This window comes from Magnetospirillum sp. 15-1, assembly GCF_900184795.1.
GTDB lineage: Bacteria > Pseudomonadota > Alphaproteobacteria > Rhodospirillales > Magnetospirillaceae > Phaeospirillum.
On the sequence record NZ_FXXN01000026.1, the window covers coordinates 274063 to 287203 of the forward strand.

Annotated in this window: 15 protein-coding genes and 4 pseudogenes; 4 read left to right on the forward strand and 15 right to left on the reverse strand. The window is 63.9% G+C overall.

Going from position 1 to position 13141, the window contains the following annotated elements:
- Positions 1 to 7: 7 nt before the first annotated feature.
- The 5 genes from CP958_RS16905 to CP958_RS16925 all read right to left on the reverse strand — a co-directional run bounded on the left by CP958_RS16905 (position 8) and on the right by CP958_RS16925 (position 3923).
- On the reverse strand, positions 8 to 1525 hold the full coding sequence (locus CP958_RS16905) for a recombinase family protein (RefSeq protein ID WP_197706412.1): 1518 nt from the start codon (positions 1523 to 1525) through the stop codon (positions 8 to 10).
- On the reverse strand, positions 1522 to 1935 hold the full coding sequence (locus CP958_RS16910) for a DUF2924 domain-containing protein (RefSeq protein ID WP_197706413.1): 414 nt from the start codon (positions 1933 to 1935) through the stop codon (positions 1522 to 1524). The genes CP958_RS16905 and CP958_RS16910 overlap by 4 nt, the downstream gene beginning before the upstream one ends.
- Before the next feature lie 41 nt (positions 1936 to 1976).
- On the reverse strand, positions 1977 to 2312 hold the full coding sequence (locus CP958_RS27080) for a DUF3489 domain-containing protein (RefSeq protein WP_242442948.1): 336 nt from the start codon (positions 2310 to 2312) through the stop codon (positions 1977 to 1979).
- Between the two features lie 148 nt (positions 2313 to 2460).
- Complete coding sequence (locus tag CP958_RS16920) at positions 2461 to 3636, reverse strand: hypothetical protein (RefSeq protein WP_141400555.1); 1176 nt, start codon at positions 3634 to 3636, stop codon at positions 2461 to 2463.
- A gap of 5 nt (positions 3637 to 3641) precedes the next feature.
- Positions 3642 to 3923, reverse strand: a complete 282-nt coding sequence (locus tag CP958_RS16925; protein WP_096703377.1) for a hypothetical protein — start codon at positions 3921 to 3923, stop codon at positions 3642 to 3644.
- A gap of 147 nt (positions 3924 to 4070) precedes the next feature.
- Here CP958_RS16925 and CP958_RS16930 point away from each other — a divergent pair, with 147 nt between their 5' ends.
- The gene (locus tag CP958_RS16930) at positions 4071 to 4409 is read left to right on the forward strand and encodes a helix-turn-helix transcriptional regulator (protein WP_242442949.1); all 339 of its coding nucleotides are present in this window, start codon (positions 4071 to 4073) and stop codon (positions 4407 to 4409) included.
- 6 nt (positions 4410 to 4415) lie between these two features.
- Here the strand turns inward: CP958_RS16930 and CP958_RS16935 are convergent, their stop codons facing one another.
- The gene (locus CP958_RS16935) at positions 4416 to 4622 is read right to left on the reverse strand and encodes a hypothetical protein (protein WP_096703379.1); all 207 of its coding nucleotides are present in this window, start codon (positions 4620 to 4622) and stop codon (positions 4416 to 4418) included.
- 186 nt (positions 4623 to 4808) lie between these two features.
- On the opposite strand from CP958_RS16935, the gene CP958_RS16940 reads away from it, so the two are divergent.
- Positions 4809 to 5300 carry a hypothetical protein gene (locus tag CP958_RS16940; RefSeq protein ID WP_096703380.1) on the forward strand — a complete coding sequence of 164 codons (492 nt, stop codon included), beginning with the start codon at positions 4809 to 4811 and terminating at the stop codon, positions 5298 to 5300.
- 69 nt (positions 5301 to 5369) lie between these two features.
- On the opposite strand, the gene terL is transcribed toward CP958_RS16940, so the two are convergent.
- The 3 genes and pseudogenes from terL to CP958_RS16955 all read right to left on the reverse strand — a co-directional run bounded on the left by terL (position 5370) and on the right by CP958_RS16955 (position 8347).
- Positions 5370 to 6818, reverse strand: a complete 1449-nt coding sequence (gene terL, locus CP958_RS16945) for a phage terminase large subunit (RefSeq protein ID WP_096703381.1) — start codon at positions 6816 to 6818, stop codon at positions 5370 to 5372.
- A pseudogene (locus CP958_RS16950) lies at positions 6811 to 7128 on the reverse strand (DUF5681 domain-containing protein); the annotation flags it as partial. The gene terL and the pseudogene CP958_RS16950, both read right to left, overlap by 8 nt.
- A 12-nt stretch (positions 7129 to 7140) precedes the next feature.
- A pseudogene (locus tag CP958_RS16955) lies at positions 7141 to 8347 on the reverse strand (IS3 family transposase).
- Positions 8348 to 8400: 53 nt separating this feature from the next.
- Between CP958_RS16955 and CP958_RS16960 the strand changes: the two are divergent.
- Entirely contained in the window at positions 8401 to 8730 is a 330-nt protein-coding gene (locus CP958_RS16960; protein ID WP_096703383.1) for a hypothetical protein, read from the forward strand.
- 10 nt (positions 8731 to 8740) lie between these two features.
- On the opposite strand, the gene CP958_RS16965 is transcribed toward CP958_RS16960, so the two are convergent.
- The 4 genes from CP958_RS16965 to CP958_RS16980 all read right to left on the reverse strand — a co-directional run bounded on the left by CP958_RS16965 (position 8741) and on the right by CP958_RS16980 (position 10183).
- Positions 8741 to 9166, reverse strand: coding sequence for a type II toxin-antitoxin system VapC family toxin (locus CP958_RS16965; RefSeq protein WP_197706414.1), 426 nt, complete (start codon positions 9164 to 9166; stop codon positions 8741 to 8743).
- Positions 9166 to 9420: a type II toxin-antitoxin system Phd/YefM family antitoxin gene (locus tag CP958_RS16970; RefSeq protein WP_096703385.1), complete on the reverse strand. Its 255-nt coding sequence runs from the start codon at positions 9418 to 9420 to the stop codon at positions 9166 to 9168. Before CP958_RS16970 ends, CP958_RS16965 begins: the two co-directional genes overlap by 1 nt.
- A gap of 89 nt (positions 9421 to 9509) precedes the next feature.
- Positions 9510 to 9944 carry a type II toxin-antitoxin system VapC family toxin gene (locus CP958_RS16975; protein ID WP_197706415.1) on the reverse strand — a complete coding sequence of 145 codons (435 nt, stop codon included), beginning with the start codon at positions 9942 to 9944 and terminating at the stop codon, positions 9510 to 9512.
- Entirely contained in the window at positions 9941 to 10183 is a 243-nt protein-coding gene (locus tag CP958_RS16980) for a type II toxin-antitoxin system prevent-host-death family antitoxin (RefSeq protein ID WP_096703387.1), read from the reverse strand. The genes CP958_RS16975 and CP958_RS16980 overlap by 4 nt, the downstream gene beginning before the upstream one ends.
- Positions 10184 to 10289: 106 nt before the next feature.
- On the opposite strand from CP958_RS16980, the gene CP958_RS16985 reads away from it, so the two are divergent.
- The gene (locus tag CP958_RS16985; protein ID WP_197706416.1) at positions 10290 to 11249 is read left to right on the forward strand and encodes an AAA family ATPase; all 960 of its coding nucleotides are present in this window, start codon (positions 10290 to 10292) and stop codon (positions 11247 to 11249) included.
- A 354-nt stretch (positions 11250 to 11603) separates the two neighbouring features.
- Here CP958_RS16985 and CP958_RS27085 read toward each other — a convergent pair.
- Positions 11604 to 11792, reverse strand: a pseudogene (locus CP958_RS27085) (transposase); the annotation flags it as partial.
- A gap of 201 nt (positions 11793 to 11993) precedes the next feature.
- Positions 11994 to 12290, reverse strand: a pseudogene (locus CP958_RS27090) (Arm DNA-binding domain-containing protein); the annotation flags it as partial.
- Positions 12291 to 13141: the final 851 nt, after the last annotated feature.

Genomic DNA, 13141 nt, shown 5'->3' on the forward strand with positions numbered 1-13141 from the left:
TGCCGGATCAGGGTCTCGGCGGTAAGATCGGCGGGCTGACGACCGGCGGCGATGGCCTCGACGATATCGGGGCGAGGAAGGCCAGCGGCATCAGACTGCTGACATAGCGGTCGCTGATCCCCTCCCGTTCGGCGATGGCGACCATCGAGACGGCGCGGCCGGAGATCAGATCATCAAACCATCCCCTGGCGCGGGCGATGGCCTTGAGTAGGGCCGGATCGGCCTTCGACGCTGCGGTATTGGCACCGGGAATGACCAGACGCATCTCGACGCCGCGGCGCTTGATGACCATGGGGATCCGGCGGGTGATGGCGAGGTCTTGAGCCAGGGCGACCGTCAGGGTCAGGGCCTCACTACCCAGTTCGACCCGCCGAACCAGATCGAGCGGATCGCCGTCCTGTCCGGCGATGGTGTCGAGAAGCGCGGGGATGCGCTCTGGGGGAAGACCGGCGTCGCGGGCGGCATTGGTGATGGTGTTGGAATCGACAAGCAGAGTCCTGATCCCGTCAGCGACCACCCGCTCGATCTCGTGGGCCGGCAGCCGCCATCCCGATGGCGCCGTCTCGGCGATGCCGGTCACCAGGGGGCGCGAGATGTAATAGCGGTAACGCCGACCATTCTTGACGGTGTGGCTGGGCGTGAGGCGTTCGCCCGCCGCGTCGAACAGCTTGCCCACCAGCGGACTTGCCTCGACCCTGCGATTGACCTGCCGCTCGGGACCATTGTCGGCCAGACGCTGCTGCACGGTGTCCCATAGGGGGCGATCAACGATGGCTTGGTGCTGGCCGGGGTGGCGGACGTCCTTGTGGCGGATCTCGCCGATATAGAGGGGATTGGCGAGCAGGGCATAGAGGGCGCCGCGCGAGAAGGCGTTACCGGTCTTCGAGCGGATACCGTCCCGATCCAGCCCGTCCTTCAGCGTCCGGACGCAGCCCGCCTCAAGATAGCGGCGATAGATGCTCCGCACCGTTTCGGCCTCAGGCTCGTTGACCACCAGCTTACGGTCGGTGACGTCATAGCCGAGCGGTACGTTGCCGCCCATCCATATACCCTTCTTCTTGGAGGCGGCGATCTTGTCGCGGATACGCTCGCCGGTGACCTCCCGCTCGAACTGGGCGAAGGACAGCAGGATGTTGAGCGTCAGGCGCCCCATGGACGAGGTGGTGTTGAACTGCTGGGTCACCGCCACGAAGGAGACTCCGTGGGCGTCGAACACCTCGACCATCTTGGCGAAGTCGGCGAGCGAGCGGGTGAGGCGGTCGACCTTGTAGACCACCACCACATCGACCTTGCGTAGGACGATGTCGGCCAGCAGGCGCTGCAGCGCCGGACGCTCCATGGTGCCGCCCGAGATGCCGCCGTCGTCATAGGCGGTCTCGACCAGCTTCCAGCCCTCACCCTTCTGGCTTCGGATGAAGGCCTCGCAGGCTTCGCGCTGGGCGTGCAGCGAATTGAAATCCTGTTCGAGCCCTTCTTCCGAGGATTTGCGGGTATAGACCGCGCAGCGGCGAAGTTGGGGCTTCATGCTCGAGGCTCCTTCAATCCGAAGAAGCGCGGCCCAGACCACCGCGCGCCGGTGATGGCGCGGGCCACCTCGGAGAGCGAGCGCCAGGTTTTGCCCTGGTAGCGAACGCAATTGTCGAGAACGATCACCTCGTGGGTAGTGCCCTGCCATTCCCGCAGCAGGCGGGTGCCGGGCTTGACGGGAGCCGGAGCCGCCAACGGCTTGCCGGCGGCGATGGCCTCGCCGGCAAGGGCGATCCGGCGGGAGACCGAGGGCTTGAGCCCGCCGATGACCCGCTCCTGCAGCTTGTAGGCGATGGCCAGCAGCATCAGCTTGCGCCCCAGCTTATGCGGAGGGTCTTGGTGAAAGAGCTTCTGCCAGAGCTGCTTCAAGGCATCCCGAGGAAGGTCGGGGAGATTCGCCAAATCCACGGGCAGAGCCTCCTCACGCTTGGTGGGGCGGCGGGCCACGATCAGCCCTCTCCGCCGATCCGATAGACCCGACCGCGGCCCTCGACCGTCCCGCTGGTCACCGGGAGCCCCAGCTTCTTCTTCAAGGTGCCGCTGATGGCACCGCGTACCGAGTGGGCCTGCCAGCCGGTAACCGCGATCAACTCCTCCAGGGTGGCGCCTTCCGGACGCTTGAGCATCTCCAGCAGGCGGGCCTGTTTGGTGGCAACCGGGGCGGCGGTGGCCTGGTCGGATTCGGTGGGGGCATCCTTGCGGCTGCCCTTGACGATGCCGGTCACCAGGCCGGTGACGGCGCCGGTGGCGTTGCGGACGATTTGGCGGGCGGATGTGTTGGTCATGATCGGGGCTCCTGAGGTCAGGCGCCGCGACCGTCGCGGCGCTCCCACCACCCCAGGCCCCGCCGGTTGCCCGGTCGGGGTGGGAGGCGGGACCGCAGCCCGTTGCCGTCCCCAAGCAATGCTTCCCGGCGCGGGCAAGTCCAGTCCTTTAAGCCCCCTCCACCGACAGTCTGGGACGCAAGGCATTGACCAGCCGATTGGCCGCGTCACAGAACCAGGCTGTCTGAGCCTCGAGACTTGCGAAATCGGAAAGCGGTCGCTTGGCCGAGATGTTTCCCTTGAACGGCTCCGCCTGTTTGCGGATGAAGGCCAAATCGAGGCCGCTCTCGTCACGAAGAGCGGCGGCGGCTTCCGCCAGCCGCTCGAACAGGGCCTCTCCCCCGTCGCCGTCGAGGGGGAGAAACAATCCCGCCTCGTCGGCAGTGCGGTAGGCGGTCAGCCAGCGGGCCGGTGCCGGCAGCGGGATCTTCACCCAGTTGTTGCCGCCGTGGCGCGGCACCGGCTGGTCGGGGTGATCGAAACGCACGCTATCGATGAAGCACTGCCAGAAGGCACGGTTGCCGTCCCGCGACGCGGCCCGCTCCGGATCGGCCAGGGCCTCCATCGCCTCGACCGCATCGCCGGGCTCCTCCAGACGCAACGGCACACCCTCGCCATCGACGATCACCCGCTGGCGCAGCACCTCGGTGCGGAGCGGCAGGGCCGGCACCACCACGGTGCGGCCGGCTCCGTCGGTCCACAATTGGATTTCCACCAGGGCTAGGCGGGCATTGCTGCCCTCCAGATGGCCGGCAAGCGCCTCGAGGTCGGCGCGGATGCCGTCCCCGGCAATCACCAGATCAAAATCGCCGCTTTTGAGCGAACGCGACACCGCCTCGACGAAACCCACTTCGTCGAGGTCGGGGACGGTCCGGCGCACATGGGAGAACAGCGGATTGGCGCCGCTCCACTTCAGCGACGCCTTCAACCGTGCCGTCAGATCGGCATAGGACCAGCGCCGCAGCAGGGCGGCATATTCCAGCACCTGGGCCACCACCTCGCGCCGCGCCTGAGGATTGCGCCACAGCTTGCACTCCACCAGCACCAGCCGCCCATGGGCGGTCACCGCCAGCAGATCGAGGAAAACGCTGGCGCCATCCTTGGGCAGGGCCAGTTCACGGCAGATCGGCACCAGGGAGCCGGCGCCGGGATCGATCCGCTCGATGGGGATCAGGCCGGGATGGGCGAACAGCAGGGCCTGCAGCCACTTCTCGTCATGCCCGCCGCCCAGCGGGGCCCGGATCAGCGGTGAGAATTCTTCGGCGTCGAGCAACAGGGCGGCCACGACCGTCACTCCACGATGCTGACCGAACCGCCTCGGCCGATCCGGCAGCGGTGATAAAGCTTGGTGACGCTGCCGAGCACCTCGGTCTCCAGGCGAACCGCGTAGAAGGTGTAGATGTCGTTGCGGCTTTCCAGCTTCACCTCGGACGATTTGAGCCGAATGCCCTCCAGCTTGGGAATGGACTTGGCGGCGAGCAGGGTACAGGTGGCCTTGATGTCGTCCGAGACCTCGGCGGCATGGGCCGCGGCCGGAACGGCGAACAGCAGGGCGGCAAGGACGAGGCGCATGGAAAACCTCCGTGGGCAGGGGATGAACCGCAATACGGCGGCTCGGCTTATTGTTAATGCTAACTTCGTCTGAAGGCGACATTAGCGAAGCCGCCTCCGTGGTCAAATCGTTCTTCCGCAGCCAGACTTCGTCTCATGACCACGGACTTGAAGCGCACCATTGGACGACGGCTGCGGACGGCACGGGAACAGGCCGACCTCACCCAGGAAGCACTGGCCGAGCGGATCGAACGCTCGCCGGAGGCCGTGTCCAATATCGAGCGCGGCGTCAGCCTGCCGACCCTCGACACGCTGGACCGCATCGCCGCCGCGCTGGACGCACCCCTGGTGTATTTTCTCGACGCGCCGCCGGAATCGATCGCGCCGGGACGGGCCGAAGTGGAAGCCCGCGCCCGGCTGCTGCTGCGCGCCCTTTCCGACCGCGATGCCGATATCGCGCTCGGCGTCCTGCAGCTCCTGCATGACAGCGGCCGTCCCCGAGACTGACCTGATTCAGGCGAAAATATCCCGATAGAGTGCCGCCATTTCGGCCAATAGGCGGTCCGCTCCCTTGAGGACGGACAGGGCTTCGTCGTGCGTCCCCTCCCCCACCAGTCTGTGGGCTTCGGCGGTCCAATGATGGAGAAAGGCGGTCATCTGGTCGAAGCGGCCGATGGCGGTGGTCAGCTCTTCGGCGGAACTTATGGGAGAGAGGGACATGGCGGATCCGGTCGTGGTGTATCCACCGCCGCAAGGCCCGGGATGTCCGAGCCGGCGGGCTTCGCCCGTACCGCCAGCAAGCCCGAGGCCCCCCGGGAAGTCCAGAAGGAATTAGGCGTCTGGTTCTTATTTATATATTCAATCCGAAGAGTACTTCGCCTAACGTCACCGAGAGAGGAGACGTCCATGGCCCAGACGCCCTATGTCCTGCCACCCTATAACGGGTTTTCCCATGACGAGCGGGTGGCCACCAACCCGATCCAGCGCGACGCCCTGGCGCGGGGGCTGATCCAACGCCCCGACACCTGCAGCATCTGCGGCTTTTCCGATCCCGTCGATCCCAAGGGACGCGGCTATATCTTCCTGCATCTCGAAGATTACCGCCGGCCATTGGAGTTCTTGCCGGTGTGCAAGACCTGCCATGCCGCCCTGCATGCCCGGTTCCGTGCCCCGGACCGCTGGCGGGCGGTGCTGGATCGCTATGCCGCTCCGGAGTGCTGGTTCATGCTCCTGACCATGGACCCGGCCAGCCAGACGATGCTGTTCGATCGGATTTATCCGGCCGGTCTGCCGGGGCCCTGGGAGCGGCGTTGGCAGGATTCCGCTGCGCGGTCGGGCGACTGCCCGAACCCGTTTGAAGGCACAGCCTCCAAACCTCCAGTTTTGCGAGCCGAATAAAGGGGCGGGTTCGGGAGGCCTCGCCTCCCGATGGGGGATTGGGGGCAAGCCCCCGAAGAGGGAAGCCGGTTAGCCGCTTTCGGAACGATTGCGCCGTACCGCCCGCTTCGGCACCCGCCGCGTCGGCGGCTGCCCCGCGGCGATCTTGGCCGATAGCCAGTTGAGCGCCTGCGACGTGCTATCCACCTGATCGTCGTGGGCGCCGTTGGGAAAGGCCAACAACTCACCCAGATACTCGGCCAGCCAGGGAGCCTCGCGCGGCAGCAGCACCTGTCCGGCCTCGAATTTCGCCGCCTGGGCCAGCAGGCGGGCTTCCTTGTCGAATCTCGGCCGGGTGAGGATCGGCCGCACCGGGCCGCTCCGCCGCATGTCCTGGACCAGGGCGCGGCCGATATCGGTCTCTTCCACCAAGGTGGCCTGAGCGTCATGGCGAAGGCTGGTCTGCTGAATGCAACGACGCAGATCGGGCACCTCCAGTTTGCCCCGCACGACATCCAGCAGGTAGATATCGGAGCCTTTCAGCCCCCATACGGTGCCGACGGAGTAATCGCTATCCTCGCCCAGGGTCGAGGCGGTATCCCAACTGACCAAGACCAGGTCGAAATCGGCCGGGGCGCTTTCGTAATAGCGGATCCAGTCCCGTTTGACGGCGTTGCCATCGGGCGGCACCGGATCCTGCTGGTACTGGGCGGCGAAGTTCATGCTGCCCAGCGTGCGGCGCACCTGGGCGAGCAAGGCCCGATCCTCGCGTTCGGGCAGGATGACCTCGCCCGCCCGGCGCAGGAAGACCTCGTCCCGGCCGGAGCCGGTGCGATAGGTGCGGTCTTCGGTCTCGATGGCCGGAACCGTCGCCACCTCCCAGTCCTCCTTCCCCAACACATGGCCGACCAGGTCGTCGGCGTGCAGGCGCTGCATTACCAGCACGATGGCGCCGCGGGCCTTGTCGTTGAGGCGGGTGAACAAGGTGTTGTCGTAGAAATCCTTGACCTTCTGCCGCTCCGCCTTCGACAGCGCCGCCTGGGCCTTGATGGGATCGTCGATGACGATGAGGTCGGCGCCGAGGCCCAGGATGGACCCGCCCACCGAGCCCGCCCGGCGGTAGCCGTTCTGCGTGGTCAGCACCTCGGTCTTGCGGGCGCCCTTGGGCTTGATGCGAAAGGCGGGGAACAGCTCCCGGTACCAATCGCTATCGACGATCTGGCGGAAATCCGCGGCCAGCTTGCGCGCCAATTCGTCGGCATAGGACACCGCCATGATGCGTAAAGACGGGTCATGCCCCATCGCCCAGGCGGTGTAGGCGACGGTCACGCAGATGGACTTCAAATGCCGTGGCGGGATGTTGATGATCAGGCGGGTGACCTCGCCCGCGGAGACGCGGGCGAGGTTCCAGCCGATATGGTCGATGTGCCAGTTGGGATAAAAGCTCCGGCCCGGCTCCAGGGTGCAGAAGCACTTGTGGATGAAGCTGGGCAGATCCTGGCGCAGCAGGGCGTTGAGCACTTGGCGACGGTCACTCATGACGCCCCTCCCGCTTCAGCTTGTCGCGGTAGGCGGCGAGGATGACCTCATCATCCGGAATGAGTGCCGCCTCATCCGTCTGGGATGCCGCCCCGTCTGCCTTCAGGGCAATATCGATGAGGAAGGTGGCTGCGCGGGTATCACCACCGGCAGCCTTAGCAGTCTGAGCCTTGACGATGGCACGGACCTTGGACACGGTAACCGGGCGGCCGTTCTCCTTGATAGTGACCGGACTCAGTAGTTCGTCGAGCACCTCCTGGCGCAGGTTCTTCCGTCCTTTCGGCCGCCCCTTGGGATTGCCCGATTGGCCGCGTTTGAACTTTCATCCAGCCATGGGTAGAGTCCCGGCCAAAGTTACGCCGTCTGGCGCGGGTTGAGCAATGGGGCCAGGCTCGGAGCCCTGGAGGGGCTTCGATTCCGGCCCCATTGCCTTGAGTTTGGCGGCGTGAGCCGCCGGGGTCTGGTATCCCAGGGCCGAGTGCGGCCTGATGGTGTTGTAGTCAGCCACCCAGGTGGCGATGACGGCGCGGGCCTGGGGCATGCTGGTGAAGACCGTCTCGTTGAGCAGTTCATCGCGCATCCGGCCGTTGAAGCTCTCGCTGTAGCCGTTCTGCATGGGCTTGCCCGGGGCGATGTAGTGCCATTGCATGCAGTGGTCCTGCGCCCATTTCAGCACGGCGTTGGAGGTCAGCTCGGTGCCGTTGTCAGAGACGATCATCCCCGGCTTTCCCCATCTGGCGATCAGCGCCGACAGTTCGCGGACCACGCGGGCGCCGGAGATCGATGTGTCGGGAACCGAGGCCAAGCATTCCCGCGTCACGTCATCGACGATATTGAGCACGCGGAACCGCCGTCCGCTGTCCAACTGGTCATGGACAAAATCCAGCGACCAGCGGGCATTGGGCTTTGCCTCCACCAGGATTGGCGCACGGGTGCCGATAGCCTTGCGCCGGGTGCAGCGCTTGCGCACCGCCAGCCCCTCCTCGCGGTACAGCCGGTAGACACGGGTGATGCCGGACGCCTCCCCCTCGCGACGGAGGAAGATGAACAGCCGCCGATAGCCGAACCGGCGGCGTTCCTGGGCAAGCCCTCGAAGGCGAAGGCGCAGGCCGCTGTCATCGGGCCGAGCCGACTGGTAGCGGATCATCGTGCGATCCGCCGCGATCACGGCACAGGCCCGACGCTCGCTCATCCCATGCTGGGTCTGGAGATGGGCGACAGCGTCCCGCTTGGCGGCGGGCCTCACCATTTTTTTCCCAGAAGATCGCGGAGCGCGGCCTCATTCAGCATGGACTCGGCCAGCAGCTTCTTCAGCCGGGCGTTTGCTGCGCTGCCCTTCGGGTCTCATCCTCAAGCGCCCTCAGCCGCCGGGCCTCCGACACGTCAAGGCCGCCGTACTTGGCCTTCCACTTGTAGAAGGTGGCGCTCGATATGCCATGGCGACGGCACACATCCGCCGTTGCCGCACCGGCCTCCTGTTCCTTCAGGATGCCGATGATCTGTTCCTCGGAAAACCTGCTGCGCTTCATCTCGTCCGTCCTTGTCAGGGCCGGACTCTACTTCAGACTGGAGGAAGATTCCCATGGCAGGTCACCTTGTCCGCGCCGACAACCGGGATTTCAGCATCGACCAACGCACCTTTGACGGACTTTTCCAACAAAACGGCCAGCGGGAAAAGGTGATCATGGTCATCAATGGGTGCGACAAGATCGCCCCCATCCACCGGCAGGCCGGGCGAGAACCGACCCCGCTTCAGCAGGAAAATATTGAGCGGAAAATAGGCGATCTCAGGAGCATATTTCCGGGGATCGAGCACATTGTTCCGTGCAGCGCGGAAACCGGATGGAATCTGGAAACGCTGGCGCAGACCATTGTGCGCGTCTTGGCCCGCAGCAACGGCGTTACGCTGTAGGCGTCTCCCCTCAGCAAAGAAACCGCCAGGGGTTGAACAAGCGAACGTTTGTCCTCTCGAAATCCGCCACATTGCGCGTTGCCACCGTCATGCCGTGAACCAGGGCGGTGGCAGCGATCATGGCATCCCGCTCGCTTCGGGGATCGGGAACGTGGAGGGCGGCGCAGCGTTGGGCCACGGCCAAATCCACCGGCAGAATGCGCTCGGCGAAGGACCGCACCACCTGCGTTTCCATCCAAGCTCTTAATAAAGCCGCCTGAGAGGCGTCCCGCCTTTCAACCTGGAGGATGCCGATCTCCAACTCCATGATGGTAATGGCCGACAAGAACAGCGTCCCGGCGTCCAGTGCGGATGCCCAGGCAACGACCCCTTTGTCGGCCCGTCCCGATTTGACCTTGCGCAACTCGGAAACAACGTTGGTATCAAGCAGGAACATCAGGACAGGTCCGCCGGGCGCACAACAATCTCGGCCTTGCCGGGTTCGAACTCGATGTCGGTTTCCGCGCCCATGGACAGAAGGTCGATAACGCTGACGGCCTTCCCGGTAATGCGCTGATATTCCTCAATGGTCAGGAGCACATGAGCCGTCCGCCCTCGGTCCGTGATGAAAACAGGACCAGCCTGCGCGGCCTTCTTGGCACGGCCAACATCCTGGTTGAAGTCCCGGCTTGAGACGGTGGTGATGGGCATGGCGGCTTCTCCCTCGATAACGTAGACACGTTACTACATTTGGCGATGGCAATGCCAGTCCGCAATCCCCTCACGGAGACCGGCAGCCTTCAGATCGTCGCCAGCATGTGCGTGGCGATTCCCATGGCCAAGCCCGCTTCCGCCAGTCGGCGGTCGAGGGTGCACAGCGTGGCTCCCCGTTCCCCGGCAATGGCAAGGTGCAAGGCGTCTCCTGCCCTCAGCCCTTGGCCATGGTCGTCGGCAAACCTCGCGGCAATGCGGAAATGATTGCCCTGGACGGGCAGGGTCTGGAAGGACTCAGCTACCAATCGATTGAACAGCGTCAAGGCGGCGGCACGGTGTTGAACGGTGAGCGCCCCGGTCCTGACCTTGATGGACAGGGCCGAGGAAAACTCCGTCACCACCCAATCGCTGATCGCCAAGTCTTCGGGATTTTGTTCGGAAAGCCAAAGCTGAACCCGCTCGGTGGCGGGTTCATTGGCTACGGCGGCTACCAGCAGCGACGTATCCAGATACAGCATCAATAGCGGCTTTCGTCGCGCATCTGACGCAGAAGCTCTCCGGCTCCGTTTGTTTGCATCGGCATGGTGTCGGTCACGGCCCGCAACGCCGCCAATGTTACCGGGCGGCGCTGGGCTTGAACCTTGGTCAACTGAGCGACCGGCTTGCCCCTGCGGGTGATGCAGATTTCTTCCCCGGCCTCGGCCTGGGCCACCAGTTCGCTGAGATGAGCCTTGGCATCGGCCAAGTTCACTGAGGTCATTCCAGCCTCCTATCTGACCAAGTTGTTGGTCACTTATACCGCCACATTCCCTGGCGGCGCAACTGTCCCATGGGGATATCCCCACCTCAACTCAAAGGATTTCATCATGACCGATCCCCTCGCGGAAATCGGCAGCCTTTCGGCTGTCGATTTCGATGCCGGAGCCTTGTTCAGCGGCCAGCCCTCGGGCCGCGAAATCAAGGGCTATGCGGCAGCTTGTCGGCACACGCCCGCCATCGATCCCGACTACCTGTTCCCTGCCGTCATGCGGGATTTGGTGGTGTGGTTCATGAGCGGGAACGATCCCCTCTACCTCTTCGGCCCCACCGGCAGCGGCAAGACCAGCTTGGTCCGCCAAGTGGCGGCGCGGCTGAATTACCCGGTGTTCGATATCACCGGCCACGGACGGCTGGAGTTCTCGGACCTGGCTGGGCACCTGACCGTGGACAACGGCTCCATGCGCTTTCAGCACGGGCCGCTGGCCCTGGCGATGAAGCATGGCGGGTTGTTCCTGCTCAACGAAATCGACCTGTTGGACCCGGCCTCTGCTGCCGGACTCAACGGGGTGTTGGACGGCGCGCCGCTCTGCATCCCGGAAAACGGCGGTGAGGTGATTCCGCCCCATCCGATGTTCCGCTTCGTCGCCACCGCCAACACCAATGGTGGCTCCGATGGGACAGGGCTTTACCAGGGAACGCTTCGCCAGAACCTCGCCTTCATGGACCGATTTTGGCTGTGCGAGGTGGCCTACCCTGACTCCACGGCGGAAATCCAGATCCTCGAACGTCGGGCTCCGGCTTTGCCTGCCGATCTGCGCTCCACCATGGTCGAGTTCGCCAACGAGGTTCCCGACACATCGATCTCCGGCGCCCGCGTGGTCCGCGAACTGTCGGCGCTGATCGATGTAACCCGAGCTACCGACCTTGAGCGCGGCACCTTGCATACGCCGGATCACGGCGTTGAGCGTGGCGTCCGAGAAAGGCTTGTTGTTGCTGCCTGGAAACAAAAGGTCTGTTTCCTTGAACAAGGGAAGCCCCCGCAAAAGGTCGATTGCGGCTTCAGATAGCGGAATTCTGTGCTCTTTCTCGGCTTTCATGCGGCGTAGCGGGATGGTCCAGACCCTTGTATCGAGGTCAAATTCCCGCCACTCGGCCCCACGCACCTCCCCCGAGCGGGCCGCCGTGAGGATCGTTAGTTCCAGCGCGCGTGCGGCAGTGCCGTTCATGGTTCGCAGGTGCTTTATGAACGCCGGAACCTGGGGGAATGGAAGGGCTGGCTGGTTGGTAATCTTGGCAACTTTCGATGGGCGAGGCAGCAGGTTCTCCAGGTGGCCTTTCCAGACGGCGGGGTTATCCCCTTCCCTATAACCGCGAACTTTCGCCCACGACAGAATTGCCTCTAGGCTGTAGTGACAATTTAATTATCTGAGCCAGAACACGATGCTGGCGAGCTTGATGAAGCCCAAGAAGTTGGCGGCGATCTTGTCGTAGCGAGTTGCGATGCGCCGCCACTGCTTGAGCTTTGCGAAGAAGCCTTCAATGCCCCAGCGGTGTTTGTAGGCGATCCGATCATAGGCGTGCTGGTAGTTGCGATGGCGGCGGGGTGGAATATGCGCCGTGTCGATGACGGCGATCGATCGGTCGCCAAAAACCGGATACGCATAGGTTTCAAGCGTTGATTTCCACTGTTGCGCGTGCTTTTCATTCCGCCATCCGGCGCTGTGGGAGTCGATATAGGCCTGGGCGCAATCCGTAAAAGTTCTGACGCGCGCCGCATCCTCCTGGATTTGCAGCCTGGACTGCTTTCGCTCTTCGATGGGGTCGTGGCCCTCGTGCACCATCCGGCGAGCCTCGCTGGCGTTGACTCGGGCATCAGCGAGGGAATATGTCCGGAGATCGCCCAACCCCATCTCCCGCGCCTTTCCGGTCACGGGAGACTTGAAGCGAAAAACCCACGATTTGGTTCCATAGGTGCTGATCTGAAGCCACAACCCACCACCGTCGCCGTAATAGCCAGGCTCCTTGGCTTTGCTGACCTCCAATGCGGTCAGCGGCTGACTCCTCCGCCCCACATTTCGCTCCTTTTCTCTACCCATGTTTCTACCCATATACGCCCAATAGATTGGGGTAGACAAGCGTGGACGATCACAGACAGAGTTTCAGCATAACCACATGATTTTCCAGCGTGTTAATAGACCTACGTGAAATCCTGTGGACACTATATGTGGACACTATATATGGGGACGCCCCCCTCCGCCACTTCATCTTCATGACATCCCATTCTCTGACACCTTGCGCCGAAAGGCGCGGGGTTCCGGCGGTTTTCGCCATCCATTCCGAACCGGAGAGACGGGAATTCCACGCCTTTCCCGGCGAAAATCTCCGCTTTTCTCTGCTGTCCAGTGAGACGGTTCGGTTTCGTTTTCCGGCGGCGGAAACGCCGACGGCCCGGAGGAGTGTCCGGGCCGCGTCATAGGTAGTAAGTGGGGGATCAGGCGACGTTCAGCAGGGCCCGCAGATCGTTCCAGGCGAGGGGCAGGTCGATCTGGCGGATCAGGGTCTCGGCGGTAAGGTCGGCAGGCTGGCGACCGGCGGCAATCGCCTCGACGATATCGGGGGCGAGGAAGGCCAGCGGCAGCAGGGTGCTGACGTGGCGGTCGCTGATCCCTTCGCGTTCGGCGATGGCGACCTGCGAGGCAGCCCGTCCGCTGGTGAGATCATCGAACCGTCCTCTGGCCCGCGCGATGGCCTTGAGCAGGGCCGGATCGGCCTTGGTCGTCGCGGGGGGCGTTGACCAGCCGATTGACGGCGACCCTTTTGGCCCAACGTGGCAACGCCTCCTCCGACATCACCACGGAATCAGGCCATTGGAACTTTTTCAACACCCTCGAGTTGTTTTCTGGACATGACCTTCACGGTATCGGAATATCGCAGGGCCTCGTTGTTGAGCCGATAGCCG

Excerpts from the sequence above, each read along its gene's own strand:
- CP958_RS16980 (WP_096703387.1), bottom strand. The coding sequence starts at position 10,183 with ATGACCTCAGTGAACTTGGCCGATGCCAAGGCTCATCTCAGCGAACTG.
- CP958_RS16925 (WP_096703377.1), bottom strand. The coding sequence starts at position 3,923 with ATGCGCCTCGTCCTTGCCGCCCTGCTGTTCGCCGTTCCGGCCGCGGCC.
- CP958_RS16965 (WP_197706414.1), bottom strand. The coding sequence starts at position 9,166 with ATGTTCCTGCTTGATACCAACGTTGTTTCCGAGTTGCGCAAGGTCAAA.
- CP958_RS27080 (WP_242442948.1), bottom strand. The coding sequence starts at position 2,312 with ATGACCAACACATCCGCCCGCCAAATCGTCCGCAACGCCACCGGCGCC.
- CP958_RS16970 (WP_096703385.1), bottom strand. The coding sequence starts at position 9,420 with ATGCCCATCACCACCGTCTCAAGCCGGGACTTCAACCAGGATGTTGGC.
- CP958_RS16905 (WP_197706412.1), bottom strand. The coding sequence starts at position 1,525 with ATGAAGCCCCAACTTCGCCGCTGCGCGGTCTATACCCGCAAATCCTCG.
- CP958_RS16940 (WP_096703380.1), top strand. The coding sequence starts at position 4,809 with ATGGCCCAGACGCCCTATGTCCTGCCACCCTATAACGGGTTTTCCCAT.
- CP958_RS16935 (WP_096703379.1), bottom strand. The coding sequence starts at position 4,622 with ATGTCCCTCTCTCCCATAAGTTCCGCCGAAGAGCTGACCACCGCCATC.
- terL (WP_096703381.1), bottom strand. The coding sequence starts at position 6,818 with ATGAGTGACCGTCGCCAAGTGCTCAACGCCCTGCTGCGCCAGGATCTG.
- CP958_RS16985 (WP_197706416.1), top strand. The coding sequence starts at position 10,290 with ATGACCGATCCCCTCGCGGAAATCGGCAGCCTTTCGGCTGTCGATTTC.
- CP958_RS16960 (WP_096703383.1), top strand. The coding sequence starts at position 8,401 with ATGGCAGGTCACCTTGTCCGCGCCGACAACCGGGATTTCAGCATCGAC.